Genomic DNA, 16,947 nt, shown 5'->3' with positions numbered 1-16,947 from the left:
CTATCTCATTCCCCGCGCTCGTTGAACCACAGGGCTAATCGGGTGCGGTCGCGCAGCTCCAGCTTGCGGAGGATGTTCGTGACGTGGTTCTTCGCCGTGCCCTCGGTGATGAACAGGGTCCGGGCGATCTCCCGGTTGGTGGCGCCCCCGCCCACCAGGCGCGCCACCTCCTCCTCGCGCTCGGACAGCAGGGACTCCGGAGGTGCCGGGGACGCCGGGGGAGCGGAGGGAACGGGGTCGCCCAAGGCCGCAACCAGGCGTTCCGCGGCCGGGCCGCCGAGGACCGTGTCGCCCCGGGCCGCTTGGCGGATGGCCAGCACCAGCTCGTCCGGTGGGACGTCCTTGAGCAGATAGCCGCGGGCGCCCGCGCGCAGGCCGCCGAAGACGAGTTCGTCGTCGTCGAAGGTGGTGAGGATGACCGCCGGCACGTCCGGGTACTCGGCGCGCATCCGGGTGACGAGCTCGATCCCGTCCATGCGCGGCATGCGGGCGTCCACCAGGGCCACGCCGGGGGGCGGTGCGGCTGCCAGGAACTCCAAGGCCTCGACCCCGTCGGCCGCCTCGCCGACGACCTCGATGCCCTCTTCGATCTCCAACAGCTTCCGCAGCCCCTGCCGCAACAGGATCTGGTCGTCCACGATCAGCACCGAAACCGCGCTCACGCGACACCTCCCGCCGTCACCGTAGCGGGAGGGCCGGGATCCGCGGACGCGGCCGGGACGGTCACCCGGAGCCGGAAACCGCCCTCCGGAAGGTTGCCGGAGGTCACGGAGCCCGCCAAGGCGGACACCCGCTCGCGGAGACCGCGCAGCCCGAACCCGCTCCGGACCGTCTCCTCCACCGCGCCGTTCCCGTTGTCGGCCACGGAGACGGACACACCTTCCGGAGAGGCCGCAACCGCCACCTCGACCCGGTCGCCGCCCGAGTGGCGCAGCGCGTTGGTCAACCCCTCCTGGAGCGCCCGGTAGCAGACCAGCTCCGCCTCCTGGCTCAGCTCCGGCCAGGTTCCGGTATCGGTGAAGTCGATGTGGACACCGCCGCCGTCGAAGGACTCAGCCATCGCGCGCATGGCCGCCGTGCCCGCGCGCCCCTCCAACTGGAGCGGGCGCAGCGCGCGCACCCAGCGGCGGGTGTCGGTGAGCGCCTCACGAGCCAGCTCCCGGGCCTGGTCCACCTCGTCCCAGGCGGCGTCGGGACGGGCCGTACGGAAGCGGAGGGCGTTGGAGAGGGACATCGTGAGCGCCGTCAGGTAGTGGCCGGTGCTGTCGTGCATCTCCCGGGACATCCGGGCGCGCTCCTCGGCCACGGTCAGCTCGCGCACGCGGTCGGCGTGCTGGCGCAGCTCGGCGTGGGCCTCCTCCAACTCGGCGAGAAGCGCGCGCGTGTGTTCGGCGCGCTGGGCGGAGACCACGAGACCGATGAAGACCAAGGCGGACAGGGCGGTCAAGAGTACGAGTCCCGCCGCGAGGACCAGTCCTACGTAGAAGGGCTCACCAGGGAGCACCACCATCACAAGCATGGACGAGCTGGTGAGCAGCGCGGCATAGCCGATGAATCCGGGGATCCCGAAGACCGCCACCGCGTTCATCGTGGCCACGCACACGACGAGGAACATTGTGTGGTTGCTGATGAACATGATGCTCAGGGTGAGCACGAGAAATGCCACGCTCGCCGCTTTGCGGAGCCACGGAGCGTTCGGGGACCACGCAAGGAAGGGCCACAGGAAACAGGAAAGGCACAAGGCGACCAGGCTGGTCATCACGAGCCCGTAGACGGCAGGCCCCTGCTCCTGGAGCTCCCCTGTGTCAGTGGCGACCGCGATCGCCAGGGCCAGCATCAGCAGAGTGGTCGTCACCGCCCCCCAGAACAACAGGTGGAGAACGAGCGGCGGGCGGTCCTCGCGCAGCTCGACCCAAGAGGACAGGTCGGGAAGGGAACCGAGCGACTTCATTCTTCGACAATAGCCCAGACCGGCCCGGGGGAAATGTACTCCGGGGTCATGGAACGAGCACGTCCTGACCATGACCTCTGGCATGTTCCCGGTTCGGTAAAGCCCGTGACCCTCCCGTGCCTCCGGCCCGATGCCTCCTTTCCGTTTTCTTCGTAGATTTTTGTCGAAGGCGAATGGGACGTAGATCGGAGGAGCGGTGGAGAAAGTGAAGGAAGAGCAAGGGAAGGACGGGCGGGGCGCTTTCCAGTTCCCGTGGGCCGGATCGGCGGTCGGGTTGGTCCTGGTCGTGCTGATGGCCGTGGTGTCCTGGACGCACTGGGCGGAGCTCCCCCGGATGGTCCCCAGCGGAAAGGTCGATTTGGCCGGAGAACCCACGCTGACCCCGCGCTGGCTGTATGCTTCGGCCGCTCCGAGCGTCATGGTGCTGCTGATGGTGATCCTGTCGATCGGGCTGCCCATAGCCGCGCGGTTTCAGCGAGAGCTCACGATGCCGGTGTTCTGGTCGGCGAAGGGCGCACGCGCACTCCTGGACCTCTTTCTGGTGCTGATGGGCGGCTTCGTGTTGGTCATCCACACCGTCATGCTCCGCGCTGAGGCCGGCCGGGAACTTCCCCTGTCCACCGACCACATGATGGTGCTGTTCGTGGCCGCGTTCCTGGTGGGGATGGGGTTGCTCGTCCCGCTCCTGCGGGCCAAGGCCGACTACGACACGCTGTCCGCCCGCTGGTGGGACAGGGCGCGGTGGCCGGTGGGGATCGCGGTCGCACTCGTCGGCGTGCTCTGCGCGGCGGTCGGGTTCCTCGCCTCAGAACCGATGCTGGCCGCCTACCTGGTGGGGCTCATGCTCCCCGCGATCCTCATCGGTTGCGCTGTCCCCTTCGTCGGAAACCAGGAGTGGAAGAACAAGACCAGGAGTGTCGTATGAGCCCCGAGAAAACGGTGGAGCCAGAATACGTAGTCACCACTGAGAAAGTCACCCGCTCCTATGGCAACGGGGTCGGAGTTTTCGATATCGACCTCGCAGTTCCCCGGGGAAGTGTATTCGGGCTGGTCGGCCCGAACGGCGCGGGGAAGACCACGTTGCTCTCGATCCTGGCGGGGATGCGGGCCGAAGGGAAAGGCAGTGTGGATTCTGCGGGGGCGCGTTTCCTGCTGTGCCCGGACGTCCCCGACTTCGAGCCGTGGCTGACCGCCGCCGAGGTGGTCGCCCTCAGCGCGGAGATCACGGGGGACCACGCGACGGAGCGGGACGTGGATCGGGCGCTTTCCAGGGTGGGGCTCGCCGAGGCGGCCGACCGGCGCAACGGCCGGTTCTCCCGGGGGATGCGCCAGCGCCTCGGTCTCGCCGCCGCTCTGGTGTGCCGCCCGGACGTGCTCATCCTCGACGAACCCGCCTCCGGGCTCGATCCGCAGGGGCGCGTGGACGTCCTCGACCTCATCACCTCACTGCGAGGGGAGTGCACGATCATCCTCGCCAGCCACCTGCTCGGGGACGTGCAGAGGGTCTGCGACGACGTCGCCGTTCTGGTCAGGGGCCGGATGGTCTACCAAGGCCCGATGGCCGACATCGCCGACCAGGGGCGGCCGAACGCTTGGCACGTCCGGATACGCGGTTCGGCTGAGCAGCTGGCCGGACGCCTGCGGGCCATGCCCTGGGTCGCCCACGCGGCTGCCGTGGAGGAGGACTGCGTGTACCTGGAAGCGGTCGACGCCGAGTCCGGCGAACTCCGCCTTCCCGCGATCCTCGCCGAGCACCGGACCCCGCTCGTCGCCATGACCGGCTACGAGGCGGACCTGGAGTCGGCGTTCCTCTCCCTCACGAACACGCCTGGACCCGCCGCCCCGAACCGAACCGACCTCTCCCTCCCGAACAGGACGGACCGATGAACGGCACGCTGTACCGACTGGAGACCACCCGGCTGATCCGCACCCACACCCTGCTCGCCCTGGTCCTGCTCTGCGGCGTCTTCGGGGCACTCGGGCCTCTGACGGCCTATTTCACGAAGGACCTCGTCGAGATGGCCGAGCCCGGAATGGGCATCGACATCCCGGCGGCCACCGCGCCGGACGCCCTGGGCTCCTACATGGAGTTGGCCGCGCCCTTCGGGGTGCTGGCGGTGGTGCTGGTGGCCGCGGCTGCGCTGTCGGTGGACGCCAGTCCGGGCCGCTCCGCCTTCTACCGCTCACGCGTGAAGCGCGCTTCGGACCTGGTCCTGCCGCGGTTCGCGCTCTCCACAGCCGCCGCCCTCGCGGCCTTCCTGGCGGGCGCCTTGGTCGCCTGGGCGGTGACCTCGTTCCTCTACCAGTCCCTGCCGCTGGTCTCGACGCTGCTCGGTGCCTTCCTGGCCGGGCTGTACCTGGCCTTCGCGGTGGCCGTGGTGGCGCTGGTGTCGACGGTCGCCCGGAGCACTCTCGCCACGGCGGGCTTCTCCGTCCTGGTCCTGGTCGTGGTCCTGATCGTGGGCCAGCTGCCGTTCCTCGCCCAGTGGGGGCCCAGCGGCCTGCTCAACGGGCAGGTCGGCCTGAGCTCGGGGGTTCCGCTCGCCGAGTTCGCACCGATGGCGGCGGTCACGGTCGTGTTCACCGCGGCGGTCTTGGCGGTCGCCGTGCGCAGGAGCGGCGCCCGCGAGATCTGAGGGGATTCGAGCGCTTCCATGGCGAACAGGGCGGATCCGTCATGGAATATGAACGGCGGGGGTCTTGGCCGGCCCCCGCCGTTCACCCGTGCTCCGATTTCGGGCGGCCCGGGCGGCCCGGGCGGTTCGCCTCGGGCGGCCAACCCACGGCCCGCTCAGATCTCCGTGGCGTTGACGACGATGCCGTCGTGGTCGCTGTAGAGCCACTCACCGGGGACGAAGGTGACGTCTCCGAAGGTGACCGGAACGTCCTGGCGGCCCGCGGCGTCCTTGAGGGACTTGCGGGGGTTGGAACCGAGGGCCTTCACGCCGAGCTCCAGCTGGCCCAGTGCGACGGTGTCGCGGACCGCGCCGTTGATGACCACCCCGGCCCAGTTGTTGCGCACCGCGGCCTCCGCGATCAGGTCGCCCATCAGGGCGGTCCGCAGGGAGCCGTTTCCGTCGACGACCAGGACCGCGCCCCCGCCGGGGGAGTTGAGGACCTGCTTGACCATCCCGTTGTCCTCGTGGCAGCGGACGGTGCGGATCGGTCCGGAGAAGACCTGGTGCCTCCCGTACTGGCGGAACTGCGTGGAGCAGCTGCGCAGGGTGTCGCCGTGGTCGTCGATCAGGTCCGCCGTGGTGAAGTTCGTGGCCATGACAGCTCCGCTCTGTGGAGGCAAACGGGTGGACCAGTCCAAATTACTCACCGGTAGAGCACGGGAGTCGTGTCGGGGCGAGCATTGTTGCGCTGGGCGGACTCCAGCTCCTCCGTAAGGATCCCGCTCTTGCGGACCTGGGAGTCCCCGGTAGATGACAAGATGGGAACCTTCCAGTCATTAGCCCGTGGGAGTCCCGTCACCGGGACGTCGCCGAGCCTTCCCCCTGCTTGTCCCAGCGACTCTTCTCCCCTCACGTCTCCAATGGAGTGAGATGGTCTCCGAGATCTTCGCCATCAGTGCCGCCTGGTCGCGGGCCGTGATCGAGTTCGGTGCCGGACTCGACCCCTGGATGCAGACCGCGGCCGAATGGGGCACCGACCTCCTCCTCGGTGCCTTCGCGATCCTCTTCCTCATGGCCTGGTGGCGGGCCCGCTCCGCCAACTCCCGACTGGTCGGCCTGGCCCTGTTCGCCCCGGTCGCCACGGTCATCGCCTACGGCGCCAGCGTCACGCTCAAGTCGTTCTTCGAACAGCTGCGCCCCTGTCAGGCCATGACCGATCTGAGCACCATCGCCACGTGCGACCCGATCGGCGACTGGTCCTTCCCCAGCAACCACGCCGCCATCGCCGGGGCCGCGGCCGCCGCGGTCATCGTCGCTTGGCGCCGCTTCGCCGTCGCCGCGATCCTGTTCGCCGTCCTCGAGGCCTTCTCCCGCGTCCTCGTCGGCGCCCACTACCCGCACGACGTCACCGTCGGCCTCATCGTCGGCGCCCTGGTCGCCGCGCTGGTCTCCCTCGTGATGGCCCGCCCGATGACCGCCCTCGTCGACAAGCTCGCGGAGTTCGACCTCCTCCGTCCCCTGCTCCGGGCCGAGAGGCCCGGCCAGCCCCCGGAGACCCAGCAGTCCCCTAAGGACACCCGCGCCAACGTCTAGACCCCCGAGCCCGTGTGCCCTGCCCTTTCCCTTCGGGGCAGGGCACACGTGTGTCTGGGCGCACCGGGAGGGAAGGAAGATCGCTGCGAGGCGGGTCACGGTCACGGCGGCGGAGACAGCTGACACACTGGTGAGGTGGGTACTCAACAGACTTCCGCAGAGCTCTTCCAGCGGGCGGCCGCCGTCGTTCCCGGCGGCGTGAACTCGCCTGTCCGCGCGTTCGGTGCCGTCGGCGGCACCCCGCCGTTCTTCGTCAAGGGCGAAGGCCCCTACCTCACGGACTCCGAAGGCCGCCAGTACGTCGACCTCGTCTGCTCCTGGGGGCCGCTCGTCCTGGGGCACGCGAACCCCTCGGTCGTGGAAGCCCTCCACGGCGCCGTCGCGGCCGGGACCTCCTACGGCGCTCCGACACCCGGTGAGGTCGAACTCGCCGAGCTGATCGTCGAGCGCACCCCGGCGGAGCGGGTCCGCCTGGTCAACTCCGGGACCGAAGCCACCATGTCGGCGATCCGGCTCGCGCGCGGGTTCACCGGGCGCAGCAAGGTCGTCAAGTTCGCGGGCAACTACCACGGGCACGTGGACGCACTCCTCGCCTCCGCAGGCTCCGGCCTGGCCACGTTCGCCCTGCCGGACTCGCCGGGAGTCACCGGTGCCAGCGCCGCGGACACCCTGGTGCTGCCCTACAACGACGTCGAGGCCGTCGAGCGGGCCTTCGCCGAGCACGGTGACGACATCGCCTGCGTGATCGCGGAGGCCTGCCCCGCGAACATGGGCGTCGTCCCGCCCAAGGCCGGGTTCAACGCCCGCCTCAAGGAGATCGCGCACGCCAGCGGCGCGCTCTTGGTCCTCGACGAGGTCCTCACCGGCTTCCGTGTCAGCGCCTCCGGCTGGTACGGCCTTGAAGGCGTGGCCGCCGACCTCGTGACCTTCGGCAAGGTCATGGGCGGCGGACTGCCCGCGGCGGCCTTCGGCGGGCGCGCCGAGATCATGGACCGCCTCGCGCCGGACGGCCCCGTCTACCAGGCGGGCACCCTTTCCGGTAACCCGCTGGCCACGGCGGCCGGCCTGGCGACCCTGCGCGGTGCCACCCCGGAGGTCTACGAGCACATCGACCGGGTCTCCGCCCAGGTCGAGTCCGAGATCTCCAAGGCTCTCAGCGCCGAGGGCGTCACCCACCGGGTCCAGAGCGGGGGCAACCTGTTCACGGTGTTCTTCACCGACCACGAAGTGACCGACTTCGACACCGCCCGAGGCACGGACACCAAGGTGTTCGCGGCGTTCTTCCACGCCATGCTCGAGCAGGGCGTCTACCTGCCGCCCGCGGCCTTCGAGTCGTGGTTCTTCTCCTCCGCGCACGACGACGCCGCCATCGACAGGGTGGTCTCGGCCCTGCCCAAGGCCGCGCAGGCGGCGGCCCGGGCCCAGGGCTGAACCGGCGTCCGAGTCCCGGACACAGAGCCCGTAATCGAGACAGAAAGCTGCCACGATGACCACGACCACCGTCGTCCACCTGCTCCGGCACGGTGAGGTGTACAACCCCGACAAGGTTCTCTACGGTCGGCTGCCCGACTACCACCTGAGCGACCGGGGACAGCGGATGGCGGAGATGGCCGCCGACTGGTTCGAGGGCCACGACATCGCGGCCCTGTTCTCTTCGCCGCTGGACCGCACCCAGGAGACCGCGGTCCCGCTGGAGAAGGCCTTCGACCTTCCGGTGACCCTGGACGACCGGCTCATCGAGGCGGCCAACAAGTTCGAGGGAATGTCGCTGTCCGGCCGGTCGGTGCGCGACCCCCAGGTGCTGAAGCGGCTCTACAACCCCTTCAAGCCCTCTTGGGGCGAGCCCTACCAGGAGATCGTCGACCGGATGGTCGAGGTCATCAAGACTGTTCGCAGGGCCGCCTGGGGCCGCGAGGCCGTGTGTGTCAGCCACCAGCTGCCGATCTGGATGTCCCGCCGCGCGGCCGAGGGCAAGCGTCTCTGGCACCGGCCCGACCTGCGGGAATGTAATCTCGCCAGTGTCACGTCGCTGACCTTCGCGGATCAGCGGCTGGCCAGCGTCAGTTACGCCGAACCGGCCGCCGTGCTCTACAAGGACGGCCCGTCGCTTCCCGGGGCGTGACCCGCGCCGCTTACCCGTAGCGGTAAGCTGGGCGCACGGGTGCGGTAGACGTGCGTCTTGAGAACGTCGTCCTCCCCGGGGCACGCCCCGGTCGTACCGGTCCACCCGCGCGTTCGCGCGCGTGTGTGCCCGAGCGAGCCCAGCAACCGCATCCGAGCCAGCAGGTGTCCGTCACCGGTGGTTCGGCATGTCCGTACTCACTCGTCAGCGAGAAGGTGATCCCATGGGTTCCGTCATCAAGAAGCGCCGCAAGCGGATGGCGAAGAAGAAGCACCGCAAGCTGCTCAAGCGCACGCGTGTCGCGCGTCGCAACAAGAAGTAGGACCGTTCGCGGCGAACGTCGTCTCTCCGCGGGCGCGGGCGGGCCCCAGGCACGCCCCGGACGCGGAGACACTTCTTTTTCCTTGCGTGGGGTTTGCCACCGCAATGGAATTTTCTGGGTGAACCACTGTTGTGTTTCACGGGTCGCGGTCGCCGGTTCACCCCAAGCGGGTGAACGGTCCGCGGGCCATCCGGACCACTATCGTCTCCTTCCAAGGAACGTGTAGCCATGGCTCGTGTCGTACTCGTCACCGGGGTCTCCAGCCCCTTGGCCGCAAGGGTCGCCCAGACCCTGAGCAAGGAGCCCGGTGTACATCGGGTGATCGGCGCGGACTCCGCCCCGCCACCGAGCGGGAACACGGGTATTGATTACCAGCACGTCGACCTCCACGACGGCAGCCTGGACCGCATAGTCGCCGGCTCCGGCGCCGAACTGGTCCTGCACCTGGGCCTGGACACGGCGAAGGGTCCCAACCGGGAGGACAACCTCCTGGGCACGATGCGGGTGCTGGGCGCGGCCCAGCGCTCCTCCACCGTCCAGCGGCTCGTGGTGCGCTCCAGCGCCACCCTGGACGCCGATGACGCGGCCGAGGTCGAGCGGCACACCCGCGGCCTCCAGCGGCGCCGCCCCGATCTGTCCGTGGCCGTCCTGAGGTTCGCCAACCTCATCGGTCCTTCGGTGGACACCCCGCTCACCCGTTACATGTGCTCCCGTGTCGTCCCCACCGTGATGGGCCGCGATCCGCGAGTGCAGTTCCTGCACGAGGACGACGGGGTCGAGGCGCTGGTGCGTACGGCTCTCAGCGACGAGACCGGCTTCTTCGACGTCGCCGGTGCGGACGCCGTCCCGCTCTCGCACTGCCTGCGCAGGATCGGCGGCCAGCGGCTGCCCGTCCCCGCCCGCGGCCTCAAGGTGCTGCGGGGCATGGCCAAGCACGGCCGGATCGACTACGCCAGTTCCAGCGCCGCCCGCTCGGTGGGCGCCGGCCTGACCGCTTCGCAGCTGGACCCGGCACCCTTGGTCCGGGTTCTGGACTGGGCGCCCTCCTACAGCTCTATCGAGGCCTTCGAGTCGTACGCGCACGACCGCGGCGGCCCGCCCCGCGCCACGGGTCTGCGCCCGGTGCACGTCCTCGCCCTGGCCCGCGCCACCCTGGGGCGTTAGGCCCCGAACCCCGCACTCACCAGTCGCGCATCTCGTCGGCCCACGCCCGGAGTCCCGCGGCGAAACCCTCCCTGTCCTGCTCGGACAGGCGTTCCATCGCACGTTGGAGCGGCGCCGCCCGTGCGGTCACCAAAGACTCCACGGAGGACCGGTAGTCGTCGGCCAGGCTCAGGAGCGTGCGTCGCCGGTTGTCCGGATCTTCCTCTGACACCACCAGCCCGGCACGCCTGAGGTCTCCCGCCAACTCGCTCGCGGTCGGCAGCGACACCGCCATCCGCCCGGCCAGTTCGGACACCCCGAGCGCCTGGGCCACGGCCAACTGCCCGAGTACACCGCCGTGCCGCGCGGTCAGCCCGTGTTCGGCGAACACGGCCGCGACGTCGTCGGGCATGTCCACCTTGATGCGCCTGAAATAGACCTCCAACTGCGGTATGACCCCCAGTTCCGTCACGAGAAAGCGGTTCGGGGTGCCGGGGGACCCGGGAGTCCTGTCGTCTGCCATACCCCTGATCATATTATTCGTATATTCAAACTGTTTGGATATACGAAGTGTAATGGGTAGCGTCGTCTCCACGGAGCCTTCCCCGCCGGAGGTGACGGGGGAATCCCCAGAGGAGGAGTGACCCATGGCTAGTAACGACCCGGAGCGGCACCGCACCTGCTTCCTCGACCCTCACCCGTACGGCTACGTGTACGTCGGGGCGCGCGTCGCACCGCCCGGACATGCGCCCTTCGTCCGGCGCAGCAGGGCGCGGGACGATGCCCTGGAGGAGTTCCGGGCGCTCGCTGGCGAGCTGGAGGCGCTCCCAGGGGCCGTCGCCACCACGGTCTACGAAGCGGTGTTCATGCCGCCTCTCGAGGGCGGGCCGCGCTTCGACGTCGTCCTGCTCGTCACTACCGCTTCTCCCGAGGCCGTGGCGGAAGTCCTCGCCTCGGAGGCCTACGGGCGCCTGGACGGAGAACTCGTGATGACCGCCCGGAACACGCGCCGGATCGGTGAGACCGGGAGCGACCCCGGTGCGACCTTCCTGCTCAACCACTTCACCGCGCCCGACCCCGATCGTGCCGTGGCGGTGTGGGAAGGTCTGACCCGCTGGTACGTCAGCCGGATCGGTGTCGACAACTCGACCCTCCTCCAGCCACTGGGGGAGGCGCCCTTCGAGCTCGTCAACCACGTGCGGCTGCCGAGCGGCCCGGCCCGCTTCCTGCTCGCCCAGTTCACCAGGCCGAGTTTCTTCCGCCGGGTGCGCGCCGATCTCCGCGGCGCGGGCATGAAGGCCCGGCCCGTGTTCTACCGGCGGCTCTGAGCGGCTCTCAGGGCAGCGTGAGGGCCCGGCGGTGCCGTACCGCGCGTACCGCCACGGCCCCGGCGACGGCGCCCGCCACGGCGGCGGGTACGGCCACCTTCAGCGCCGCCCGGTGTCTGCGGAAGTCGTGGACCGGCCACTCGTGGGTGCGCGCGTACCGGCGGAGGTCGCCGTCCGGGTTGACCGCGTGCGGATCTCCCACGAGCGACAGCAGCGGGAGGTCGTTCGAGGAGTCGCTGTAGGCCGAGCACGCCGCGAGGTCCAGCCCCTCCTTCTCAGCCAGCGCCCGCACGGCGACGGCCTTCGCGGGGCCGTGCAGCAGGTCGCCGTTGAGCCGTCCCGTGTACACCCCGTCGATGCTCTCCGCCTCGGTGCCCAGCGCGCCGGTCAGTCCCAGTCGCCGACGGATGATCTGGGCCAGCTCCACCGGGGTGGCGGTGACCAGCCACACCGGCCGTCCCGCGTCCAGGTGGCCCTGAACCAGCGCCTGGGTGCCCTGCCAGATGCGGTCGGCCATGGTTTCGTCGTAGATCTCCTCGCACAGGGCGACCAGGTCGTCGACGTCGTGTCCGGCCACGAAGGCCAAGGCCGCCTCGCGCGCCGCGTTGATGTGCTCGGGCTGCTCGCTGCCGGTGAGCCGGAACACCGTCTGGCCCCACGCGAAGCGCATCAGGTCCCGTGTGGTGAACAGGTCGCGGGAGGCCAGGCCGCGGGCGAAGTGGTAGATCGACGCACCCCGCATCAGGGTGTTGTCCACGTCGAAGAAGGCGGCTCCGGGGCCGACCGGTTCCGGGGACACGGCGTCGTGTGACACGGTTCTCTCCTGGCTCGGGTGGGGAGGCGGCCCTCCGGTGTCCGGGGTGGCGCTCCCCGCGTACATGCGAGCCTACGACCACCCGCGACTCCCGTGTCGCGGCTGCGCAAAGGCGCCAAGTCCAGTGATGAAGCTCACAGTCCCGGGTGCGGTTTCGGCCTCCACTCTGCGGGATCGTCCCCGAGCCCGACCTCCCAAGAGTGCACTCGGTGCACATCCACCCGCTCGCGTGCAGCATCATTGTCGAGATGGTCACGGTAGGACTGACATTCATAAGCGCGTTGGTGGGCTGGAGCGCCACCGCCGCGCTGACCGCGTATGCCCAACGCCGTCCCAGCATCGCCGCGATCGCTTGGCTGGTCGCCGCCCTGGGCATGACCGTCGGGCTCAGCGCCGCGGTGATAGGCGCGATGTTCGACTTCGGCGAGCTCACCTTCCGCCTGCTGCATATCGGTGTCAGCCTCATAGGCCCGCTCTTCATGGCGTGGGGCGCCTTCGAGTACGCGGTCCGTTCGCCGAACGCCCGCTTCACCTCGCGCCTGTTCCTCAGCGCCCTGACCATCGTCCCCCTGGTGGTGCTGGCGGCCGACCGCGCCAGCGGCAGGTTCGACGCTTCCTTCCCCCCGCTGGGCGAATACTACGACCTGATCCCGCGCGCGCTCGTGAACGGCGCGCAGGTCTTCGTCGCCGTCCTCCTCGTCGTCGCGATCATCGCCGTGGCCAGGCGCGGCACCCGAGGCTCCGGGATGACGGACCTCGCGGTGCTGGGCCTCCTCGTCCTCGCCTCCATCCTCTCCGTCGTCGTCGGCCGCTTCGGCCTGGACGCGATCGGCCCGCTGCTGATGCTCGGCGCCATCTCCGCCCTCTGGGGCGCCGGGGCCCTGGCGGCCAAGCCCCGCCGCGACCCCTTCGACGACGATGACGACTACTACGACGACGATTTCGACGACGACTACGACGAGTACGACGACGAGCCCCAGGAGGAGCCCGTGCGCCGCAAACGCCGCAACGCCGACCCCTATGACGACCTCTACGGGGAGGCGCCCGCGGGTGCGTCGGCCAAGGTCCGCGGTGTCATCACGATCTACACGCTCGCCGAAGGCCAGGGGGGCGGGTTCGACCAGCTCGCCAACGCCGTCGTCGCCGAGGTCTCCAAGCGCGAACCGGACACTCTGCTGTTCGCCGCGCACACGGTGCCCAGCGCGCCCCTGCAGCGCATCGTCTACGCGATCTACCGTGACGAGCTCGCTCAGGAGGAGCACGACCAGCAGCCGCACATCGTGGAGTTCACCCGCCGCCTGTCCGGGCACGTGGTGGCCACCAACGTGATCGAGCTCTCCCTCTCCGGTGCCGCGGCCAACGACGGCCTCGCAGCCATGCTCATGCAGTCCTGAGCAGGGTTTTCACGGCTGGCAATCCTCCAACACGGGTGGGGGGTCCCTTCCAGAGGTGTGAGTTCAGCGGCCTGGGGCGGAACCAACGAGAGGCAACCTGCGTCCAATCCCGAGTGAAGTAGCCTTCCCTACAGGTTTTTCATGACCGGCACCCGTCGGGTGCCAGTGGCGTGTGACCGATACCGGCCGGATGACCCAGTCGAGAGGCGCGCCGGAGCGAAAGAAAGTGTGCTGGGAGTCCGATGCGTAAGTTTCTTGTCGTCTTCCTGATCCTTGTCGCCGTGCTCGTCGTGGCGGCGGACATCGGGGCGCGCGCGTTCGCGCAGAACACCCTTGCCGAGCGCATGGCGCAGCAGATGGAAATGTCCGAGGAACCGGAAGTCTCCATCGCGGGCTGGGCGTTCCTCCCGCAGGTCGTCAGCGGTACCTACACGGAGATCGACATCACCGCCGACAGCGCGACCATGGACGGGGTGACGGTCGAACAGGTCGAGGCGACCGCCTCCGACGTCGAAGCGCCGCTGAGCGACCTCATGGACGAGCCCACGGTGACCGCTGGCGAGATCGACGGTTCCTTCGTGGTGCCCTACTCCTACTTCAACCCGCACCTGCCCGAGGGCATGACCATCAGCAACGAGGACGGGGAGCCCCGGATCAGCGGTGAGCTCGCCCTCTCCGAGCTCGGCCTGAGCACCACGGTCACCAGCGGCGGCGAGTTCACCGTCGAGGGCGACACCCTCCACGTGACCCCGGTCGACATCGAGGTGGGCGACGCCCCCGTCGACGTCAGCGGCGCGGTCACGAACATGCTGACCTTCAGCGCCCAGGTGCCCGAGCTGCCCTTCGGCCTGAGCATCACCGAAATGGAGGCCACCTCCAACGGCCTGCAGGTCACCGGCACCGGTGAGGACGTCCCCCTGATGGGCTCTGAGGACGCCTGATGAACACCGCGGCGGAGACGCTCGGCGCCGGCCTCCTCGGCGCCGAGCTGGGCCCGAGGGCCACGCTCGTGCAGATCTCGAGTGCCTTCTGCCAGCCGTGCCGCGCCACCCGTCGGATCCTGGCGGACGTGGCGGAGATGGTCGAGGGCGTCGTGCACGTGGAGATCGACGCCGAATCCCGGCTCGACCTGGTGCGGCACCTGGAGATCCGCGGAACCCCAACGGTGTTCGTGCTCGACCCGTCGGGCAGGATCGTCCGCCGTGCCGGGGGACAACCCCGCAAGGCCGACGTGATCGCCGCGGTCGGCGAAGCCGTCCTGTGACCCAGCCCACCCGTGACAAGAGCGCGGTCCGGCCTGTAGCGTCTAGGACGTGACTTCCTTGACGAGCGCGTATCTGACGAAGCGACGTGCGGTGGACTTCTGCCGCGTCGCCGCCGCGCTCTGTCCGTGTCCCTAGGGCGGACGGGTTCTCCGAAGCCTCCGCCCGCTCCGTGCGACCGGCCCTCCCCCGTGCACGCAGCTGGGATGAATTCCTTTGCAGGTCACCTTCGACGGACAGCGCTCCGGCGCTTCGATGGCCAGCTTCCACGAAACCCCTGTGTGCCAGGGGCGGCTCGGTAGCGCCGCGCCCGCCCTTTCTACGCGCAGTGCTTCTCCCGTGTACTTTCCGGCTCCCGCCGGTTGCGGGGACCACCCGGACGCCCGCCGTTCGGGCCGGTGAGAAGCCGCCTGAATCCCCCGTTCCGGGCAGAGCGCGCCCGGAACGCAACGCACCGACCGCGTATGTCATACCGCACTGAAAAACAGGAGGTTCCCCATGAGCCGCTCCGACGTCCTAGTGGACGCCGACTGGGTGGAGGCTCACCTGGACGACGCCAACGTCGTCCTCGTGGAGGTTGACGAGGACACGTCCGCCTACGACAAGGGCCACATCCCCGGCGCCGTCAAGATCGACTGGAAGACGGACCTCCAGGACCCGGTCCGCCGTGACTTCGTGGACCAGACCGGTTTCGAGAAGCTGCTGTCCGCCAAGGGCATCGGCAACGACGACCAGGTCATCCTGTACGGCGGCAACAACAACTGGTTCGCCGCCTACGCCTACTGGTACTTCAAGCTGTACGGGCACGACAACGTGCGCCTGCTCGACGGCGGCCGCAAGAAGTGGGAGCTGGACTCCCGCGAGCTCGTGAAGGAGGTCCCGGAGCGGGCCGCCACCGAGTACAAGGCCAAGGAGCAGGACTCCTCGATCCGCGCCTTCCGCGACGAGGTCGTCAACGCGATCGGCACCAAGGACCTGGTCGACGTCCGCTCGCCCGACGAGTTCACCGGCAAGCTGCTGACGCCCGCGCACCTGCCGCAGGAGACCTCGCAGCGCCCGGGCCACATCCCGACCGCGCGCAACATCCCGTGGGCCAAGACGGCCAACGAGGACGGCACCTTCAAGACCGCGGACGAGCTGCGCGAGCTCTACACCGAGGCCGGGGTGGACCTCGACAAGGACATCATCGCGTACTGCCGCATCGGCGAGCGCTCCTCGCACACCTGGTTCGCCCTGCACGAGATCGTCGGGCTGGAGAACGTCAAGAACTACGACGGTTCCTGGACCGAGTACGGCTCTCTGGTGGGCGTTCCGGTCGAGCTCGGAGAGGCGGAGGCCAAGTGAGCGACAGCTGCGGAGCACCCGAGGGCGGCGTCGCCCTGGCCGATGTCGACGCGGGAGACCAGGCCGTCATCCAGGGCACGGTGACCCGTGACGGTCAGCCCCTGCGCGGCGCCTACGCCCGGCTGCTGAACGAGTCCGACGACTTCGTCGGGGAGGTCGCCACCGGAGACGAGGGCACCTTCCGCTTCTTCGCGGCCGACGGGTCGTGGAAGGTACGCGTGCTGGCCTCCAAGGGCTTCACCGGTGAGTACCCGGTCCAGGCCGAGGTCGGCAAGGTCATCGACGTCCAGGTCCAGGCCTAGGTCCTAGGGGCCGCGGCCCGGGCCCTGCCCCGCCGGGGCCGAACGGACACCGAGCGCACGGCGCCGGTGCCGACGGAGAGATCCGTCCGGTACCGGCGCCGCGCTGTTTCTCAGGGCGTGGTAACAAAGGGGGTTTGGTTGCCCAGCCCTTGGGGTGTGCCGCTTGCCGCGTGGGTGCCGCTTTCCGCGTGGGTGGGAGAGTTCGCGTGGGTGGGGTTCGGTCCTGCGTGGCCGTGGGGTTCCCTGCGGGTGGGGGAGTCCGCGTGGGCTGGGGGTTTGTTGTTGGGTACGGGTTTCCCCGTTTCCTGCCGCTTGATGGTGGCCGTCTCCGCTGCGCGCGTCAAGGTCGTCGCCGTCGAAGCGCTGGCGCGCTGTCGGAGGCGCTCCACCTTGACCCGCTTCGCTGCGACGGCGGGTGGGCGGCAGTCAGGAAACGGGGGGCGTGTGGTCGGGGTGGCGACGGGACCGGCCTTCGGCCGGGAACTGCCCCGGCCGTGGCCGGCCGGGTTCCTGCCCGTGGGTCTGGTTGTGTCGGCAGGCGCGTCGCAATCCAGTGGCCGGTGGGCGACGAAGGGCCCGAACAGGTGCCTGGGTGGCTGGGCGCGTCCCACCGGTCTGGCGGCTCGGTGGTGGGTGGCCCATACGGGTGCGGGTGGTGCCGGTGGCCCGGTCGGGTGTGGGGTGGGGCGTGGTGAGCCCCCCTGTTGGAGGCATTGTGGGCGCCGAGATTGCCTCCAGGGAGGGGGCTCACCGG

The 16,947-nt window shown here is 69.5% G+C and carries 20 protein-coding genes; 15 read left to right on the top strand and 5 right to left on the bottom strand.

The annotated features are described in order from the left end of the window. Nucleotides 1-5: 5 nt before the first annotated feature. On the bottom strand, nucleotides 6-662 hold the full coding sequence (locus tag ACYVD1_RS30545; protein WP_460754070.1) for a response regulator: 657 nt from the start codon (nucleotides 660-662) through the stop codon (nucleotides 6-8). Then, nucleotides 659-1,951 (bottom strand): sensor histidine kinase, encoded by a 1,293-nt coding sequence (locus tag ACYVD1_RS30540; protein ID WP_460754073.1) that lies wholly within the window; start codon nucleotides 1,949-1,951, stop codon nucleotides 659-661. The genes ACYVD1_RS30545 and ACYVD1_RS30540 overlap by 4 nt, the downstream gene beginning before the upstream one ends. Nucleotides 1,952-2,147: 196 nt before the next feature. On the opposite strand from ACYVD1_RS30540, the gene ACYVD1_RS30535 reads away from it, so the two are divergent. Genes ACYVD1_RS30535 through ACYVD1_RS30525 form a run of 3 tightly spaced genes read left to right on the top strand, consistent with a single transcriptional unit; the run spans nucleotide 2,148 to nucleotide 4,587 of the window. Beyond that, entirely contained in the window at nucleotides 2,148-2,876 is a 729-nt protein-coding gene (locus ACYVD1_RS30535; RefSeq protein ID WP_460754076.1) for a hypothetical protein, read from the top strand. Then, the gene (locus ACYVD1_RS30530) at nucleotides 2,873-3,838 is read left to right on the top strand and encodes an ABC transporter ATP-binding protein (protein WP_460754079.1); all 966 of its coding nucleotides are present in this window, start codon (nucleotides 2,873-2,875) and stop codon (nucleotides 3,836-3,838) included. The genes ACYVD1_RS30535 and ACYVD1_RS30530 overlap by 4 nt, the downstream gene beginning before the upstream one ends. Beyond that, nucleotides 3,835-4,587, top strand: coding sequence for an ABC transporter (locus tag ACYVD1_RS30525; RefSeq protein ID WP_460777962.1), 753 nt, complete (start codon nucleotides 3,835-3,837; stop codon nucleotides 4,585-4,587). The genes ACYVD1_RS30530 and ACYVD1_RS30525 overlap by 4 nt, the downstream gene beginning before the upstream one ends. A gap of 155 nt (nucleotides 4,588-4,742) precedes the next feature. On the opposite strand, the gene rraA is transcribed toward ACYVD1_RS30525, so the two are convergent. Further along, complete coding sequence (gene rraA / locus ACYVD1_RS30520) at nucleotides 4,743-5,225, bottom strand: ribonuclease E activity regulator RraA (RefSeq protein ID WP_460754084.1); 483 nt, start codon at nucleotides 5,223-5,225, stop codon at nucleotides 4,743-4,745. A gap of 274 nt (nucleotides 5,226-5,499) precedes the next feature. On the opposite strand from rraA, the gene ACYVD1_RS30515 reads away from it, so the two are divergent. From ACYVD1_RS30515 to ACYVD1_RS30495, 5 genes are all read left to right on the top strand, one after another. Continuing rightward, the gene (locus tag ACYVD1_RS30515) at nucleotides 5,500-6,162 is read left to right on the top strand and encodes a phosphatase PAP2 family protein (protein WP_460754088.1); all 663 of its coding nucleotides are present in this window, start codon (nucleotides 5,500-5,502) and stop codon (nucleotides 6,160-6,162) included. Between the two features lie 135 nt (nucleotides 6,163-6,297). After that, nucleotides 6,298-7,593 carry a glutamate-1-semialdehyde 2,1-aminomutase gene (hemL, locus tag ACYVD1_RS30510; RefSeq protein ID WP_460754092.1) on the top strand — a complete coding sequence of 432 codons (1,296 nt, stop codon included), beginning with the start codon at nucleotides 6,298-6,300 and terminating at the stop codon, nucleotides 7,591-7,593. A gap of 55 nt (nucleotides 7,594-7,648) precedes the next feature. After that, nucleotides 7,649-8,284 (top strand): histidine phosphatase family protein, encoded by a 636-nt coding sequence (locus tag ACYVD1_RS30505; RefSeq protein WP_460754095.1) that lies wholly within the window; start codon nucleotides 7,649-7,651, stop codon nucleotides 8,282-8,284. 223 nt (nucleotides 8,285-8,507) lie between these two features. Next, a complete protein-coding gene (locus ACYVD1_RS30500) occupies nucleotides 8,508-8,606 on the top strand; it encodes a 30S ribosomal protein bS22 (protein WP_013155353.1) in 99 nt (32 codons plus the stop codon). A 228-nt stretch (nucleotides 8,607-8,834) separates the two neighbouring features. After that, nucleotides 8,835-9,770, top strand: coding sequence for an NAD-dependent epimerase/dehydratase family protein (locus ACYVD1_RS30495; protein WP_460754098.1), 936 nt, complete (start codon nucleotides 8,835-8,837; stop codon nucleotides 9,768-9,770). A 16-nt stretch (nucleotides 9,771-9,786) separates the two neighbouring features. On the opposite strand, the gene ACYVD1_RS30490 is transcribed toward ACYVD1_RS30495, so the two are convergent. Next, nucleotides 9,787-10,272: a MarR family winged helix-turn-helix transcriptional regulator gene (locus ACYVD1_RS30490; RefSeq protein WP_460754103.1), complete on the bottom strand. Its 486-nt coding sequence runs from the start codon at nucleotides 10,270-10,272 to the stop codon at nucleotides 9,787-9,789. Nucleotides 10,273-10,396: 124 nt separating this feature from the next. Between ACYVD1_RS30490 and ACYVD1_RS30485 the strand changes: the two genes are divergently transcribed. Then, complete coding sequence (locus tag ACYVD1_RS30485) at nucleotides 10,397-11,077, top strand: hypothetical protein (protein ID WP_460754106.1); 681 nt, start codon at nucleotides 10,397-10,399, stop codon at nucleotides 11,075-11,077. A gap of 7 nt (nucleotides 11,078-11,084) precedes the next feature. Here the strand turns inward: ACYVD1_RS30485 and ACYVD1_RS30480 are convergent, their stop codons facing one another. After that, complete coding sequence (locus ACYVD1_RS30480) at nucleotides 11,085-11,891, bottom strand: HAD family hydrolase (protein ID WP_460754109.1); 807 nt, start codon at nucleotides 11,889-11,891, stop codon at nucleotides 11,085-11,087. Between the two features lie 248 nt (nucleotides 11,892-12,139). On the opposite strand from ACYVD1_RS30480, the gene ACYVD1_RS30475 reads away from it, so the two are divergent. From ACYVD1_RS30475 to ACYVD1_RS30450, 6 genes are all read left to right on the top strand, one after another. Further along, nucleotides 12,140-13,285 (top strand): putative quinol monooxygenase, encoded by a 1,146-nt coding sequence (locus tag ACYVD1_RS30475; RefSeq protein WP_460777960.1) that lies wholly within the window; start codon nucleotides 12,140-12,142, stop codon nucleotides 13,283-13,285. A 242-nt stretch (nucleotides 13,286-13,527) separates the two neighbouring features. Beyond that, on the top strand, nucleotides 13,528-14,226 hold the full coding sequence (locus tag ACYVD1_RS30470; protein WP_460754116.1) for an LmeA family phospholipid-binding protein: 699 nt from the start codon (nucleotides 13,528-13,530) through the stop codon (nucleotides 14,224-14,226). Then, nucleotides 14,226-14,549: a TlpA family protein disulfide reductase gene (locus tag ACYVD1_RS30465; protein WP_460754119.1), complete on the top strand. Its 324-nt coding sequence runs from the start codon at nucleotides 14,226-14,228 to the stop codon at nucleotides 14,547-14,549. Before ACYVD1_RS30470 ends, ACYVD1_RS30465 begins: the two co-directional genes overlap by 1 nt. A 49-nt stretch (nucleotides 14,550-14,598) precedes the next feature. After that, on the top strand, nucleotides 14,599-14,685 hold the full coding sequence (locus ACYVD1_RS30460) for a putative leader peptide (RefSeq protein WP_355267795.1): 87 nt from the start codon (nucleotides 14,599-14,601) through the stop codon (nucleotides 14,683-14,685). A 360-nt stretch (nucleotides 14,686-15,045) separates the two neighbouring features. Then, nucleotides 15,046-15,891 carry a sulfurtransferase gene (locus tag ACYVD1_RS30455; protein WP_460754122.1) on the top strand — a complete coding sequence of 282 codons (846 nt, stop codon included), beginning with the start codon at nucleotides 15,046-15,048 and terminating at the stop codon, nucleotides 15,889-15,891. Further along, nucleotides 15,888-16,193 (top strand): DUF1416 domain-containing protein, encoded by a 306-nt coding sequence (locus tag ACYVD1_RS30450; protein WP_460754125.1) that lies wholly within the window; start codon nucleotides 15,888-15,890, stop codon nucleotides 16,191-16,193. The genes ACYVD1_RS30455 and ACYVD1_RS30450 overlap by 4 nt, the downstream gene beginning before the upstream one ends. The last annotated feature ends 754 nt before the right edge of the window (nucleotides 16,194-16,947 follow it).

The organism is Nocardiopsis nanhaiensis (genome assembly GCF_054778635.1).
Note: the sequence above shows the minus strand (reverse complement) of the source record. Positions and strands in the feature narration are given on the sequence as shown.